The sequence below is a fragment of the Cellulomonas phragmiteti genome (assembly GCF_016862775.1).
Taxonomy (GTDB): Bacteria; Actinomycetota; Actinomycetes; order Actinomycetales; family Cellulomonadaceae; genus Cellulomonas; species Cellulomonas phragmiteti.
On sequence record NZ_BONP01000054.1, the window covers coordinates 1 to 2,820 of the forward strand.

Here is a 2,820-nt window from a genome sequence, read left to right on the forward strand (position 1 = left end):
TGCCGACTTCGGGATCGCCGAGTCGTGTCTGCGTAACTGGTTGCGTGATGCCGACGTCCAGGACGGTCAGCGACCCGGCGTGAGCCGCACCGAGTCGACCGAGCTGCGTGAGGCGAACCGGCGGATCCGGTTGCTGGAGCAGGAGAACGAGGTGCTGCGTCGAGCGGCGGCGTACTTGTCGCAGGCTCATCTGCCGGGAAAAGGCTCTACCCGCTCGTGAGCGAGCTCGCTGCCGACGGGGTGCCCGTGGCGGTGACGTGCCGGGTCCTCAAGCTCGCCAGACAGCCCTACTACCGCTGGCTCGCCGCCCCCATCACGCATCGGGAGCTCGACGAAGCGCACCTCGCGAACGTCCTGTTCGACGCCCACCGCGACGATCCGGAGTTCGGCTATCGACTCCTTGCCGACGAGGCCGCTCGCGCCGGGCATCGGGCGTGTGACCGGCGCGTCTGGCGGATCTGCTCGGGCAACGGCTGGTGGTCGGCGTTCGGCAAGCCACGGGCCAGGGGCGCCAAGAAGGCCGGCCCGCCGGCCCACGACGACCTCGTCTTGCGCCAGTTCCGCGCTGACGGGCCGAACCGGTTGTGGCTCTGGGACATCACCGAGCACCCCACCGCCGAAGGCAAGGTCTACCTCTGCGCGATCAAGGACGTGTTCTCCAACCGGATCGTCGGCTACTCGATCAGCGACCGCATGACGTCCCAGATCGCGGTGAACGCGCTGGTCAGCGCCGTTCAACGGCGTCGGACCGTCGCTGGGTGCGTGGTGCACTCGGACAGGGGGAGCCAGTTCCGCAGCCGGAAGGTGGCCCGCGTCCTGGCCCGCCATGACCTGGTCGGGTCGATGGGCCAGGTCGCCTCCGCCGGCGACAACGCCGCCATGGAGAGCTTCTTCTCCCTGCTGCAGAACAACGTGCTCAACCGGCATCGCTGGGCCACCCGCGAGGACCTACGGATCGCCATCGTCACCTGGATCGAGAGGACCTACCACCGCCGCCGACGCCAGCACCGACTCGGACGGCTGACACCGATCGAGTTCGAGACCATCATGACCACTCAGGTCGCACTCGCCGCCTGAGACCGACTGTCACCTACTCGTGCATCAGGCCCGTCGGGTCTAGGGCGCCGGTCAGCCGGGCGCGGACGCCACGCGCAGATAGCTGTAGAGAGTCTCGCGGCTGATGCCGAACTCCTTGGCGAGCGCGGACTTCTGCTCGCCGGCGGCGGCGCGGTCGCGCAGCTGCTGCGCGCGCTCGGGGGTTAGGGCCGGTCGGCGCCCGGTGTACACGCCGCGCTGCTTGGCCGCGGCGATGCCCTCGCGCTGGCGCTCGAGGATCAGGGAGCGTTCGAACTCGGCGAACGCGCCCATGACCGACAGCAGCAGGGTGGACATGGGGGAGTCCTCGCCGGTGAAGGTCAGGTGCTCCTTGACGAACTCGACCTGCACGCCCTTGGCGGTCAGCGTCCGTACGAGCCGGCGCAGGTCGTCGAGGTTGCGGGCCAGACGGTCCATCGAGTGCACGACGACCGTGTCGCCGTCGCGGACGAACGCGACGAGCTCGTCGAGCTGAGGTCGAGCGGTGTCCTTGCCGGACGCCCGGTCGGTGAACACCCGCTCCACCTCGACGCCGTCGAGCTGGCGCACGGTGTTCTGGTCCAGCGTGCTGACCCGGATGTACCCGACGCGCATCGTCTCGCCCTCTCCACCCCGCGATCTGTCAGGTTGGACTCTAAGAAGGGAACCGACAGGCGTCAAGAAACGGCGCCACTGACCCTATTCGGACGCGGTTCAGCGGCGGCGAGCAGTGTCAGGTTGGGGTGTACCCCAAAATGACTCACTCCGACGGTCCCGTACATCTGACAGGTGCGGGCGGCCGGATCTCGGGGCGGAGGCCGTTGGTCATCTGTCGCGTGTCGACGTGTCCCGTGCCGCCAGCAGGGGTCCTAGGCGATGGGTGCGGGTGTGAGGCGTGCGCCGGTGATGCCAAGGTCGTGCAGGTGTGCGGCGATCTGCTGGGAGATGACGCAGGTCATCGAGTTGGCGCGCGAGCCGATAACGATGTGCCTGCCGTCGTAGGTGGTGTGGGCGCGGCCGGGGATGGCGTAGGTGGTGAAGGCGTGACCGGTGAGCTTGGTGAGGGAGTAGACGTGGCGGATGGGGATGCGGTCGGGGCCCCAGGTGCTGGCCTGATCGTGCAGGACGTCGTGGTGGGTGACCAGGTGCGGTACCCAGTAGGGGTGCGCATCTCCGGCGGGGGTTCGGACGGTCGCCGGCAGCCACTGGACGTCGTCGGCGGTGCCGAGGCGGGCGTCGATCACGTCGCGGACCCGCGGGCTGTAGAGCCGGACACCGTCGATCGCGAACAGGATGTCGAACGGGGAAGCGCTGGCGCTCTCCCACCTCCATGCCAGGGTTGGCCAGGGGTCGATGAAGCCTTCAGAGGCGACAACCCGGACGTCGCTGCGGGAGTGCCCGTCAGGGGCTGCCACGTGATCAGGCCCGCTGGCGTCGTCGGCGCTGAGTTCCCAGAACGGGATGCTGGCCAGGACCTGGTCGGTGATCGGCTGGTTCATCGCCATCGGTAGTCGTCCCTGCACTTCCAGTACGCGGCTCGTACGATCGTCGGGTCAGTCTTCACCACATCGACGACGAGTCGTTTGAATTCCGCAATGAACCTGGCACGTCGCGCTTCACTGGTGGGTTCTGTCTGGGCGAGATCGTCCGCTATTTCCATGTTGGTCAGAACCCAGTTATGGTAGTTCCAGGGGTGTGGTCCAGCGTGCTTGATTGTAAAAACGTTCCAGTTTAGCGCGCGATCGA

Annotated in this window: 4 protein-coding genes; 1 reads left to right on the top strand and 3 read right to left on the bottom strand. The window is 67.5% G+C overall.

The genetic code is table 11. The features are described 5' to 3' along the window. A protein-coding gene (locus Cph01nite_RS18825; RefSeq protein WP_239069371.1) for an IS3 family transposase occupies window positions 1–1,077 on the top strand; the annotation gives its coding sequence in 2 pieces (ribosomal slippage) (window positions 1–196 and window positions 199–1,077; 1,075 coding nt annotated over the 2 pieces). This gene is flagged as partial in the annotation. 51 nt (window positions 1,078–1,128) lie between these two features. On the opposite strand, the gene Cph01nite_RS18830 is transcribed toward Cph01nite_RS18825, so the two are convergent. The 3 genes from Cph01nite_RS18830 to Cph01nite_RS18840 all read right to left on the bottom strand — a co-directional run. Beyond that, window positions 1,129–1,689 carry a recombinase family protein gene (locus Cph01nite_RS18830; RefSeq protein WP_203676569.1) on the bottom strand — a complete coding sequence of 187 codons (561 nt, stop codon included), beginning with the start codon at window positions 1,687–1,689 and terminating at the stop codon, window positions 1,129–1,131. 254 nt (window positions 1,690–1,943) lie between these two features. Beyond that, window positions 1,944–2,579, bottom strand: a complete 636-nt coding sequence (locus Cph01nite_RS18835; RefSeq protein WP_203676571.1) for a hypothetical protein — start codon at window positions 2,577–2,579, stop codon at window positions 1,944–1,946. Next, on the bottom strand, window positions 2,570–2,820 hold a 251-nt coding region (locus Cph01nite_RS18840), incomplete at its 5' end, for a hypothetical protein (protein WP_203676573.1). The genes Cph01nite_RS18835 and Cph01nite_RS18840, both read right to left, overlap by 10 nt.

Excerpts from the sequence above, each read along its gene's own strand:
- Cph01nite_RS18830 (WP_203676569.1), bottom strand. The coding sequence starts at position 1,689 with ATGCGCGTCGGGTACATCCGGGTCAGCACGCTGGACCAGAACACCGTG.
- Cph01nite_RS18835 (WP_203676571.1), bottom strand. The coding sequence starts at position 2,579 with ATGGCGATGAACCAGCCGATCACCGACCAGGTCCTGGCCAGCATCCCG.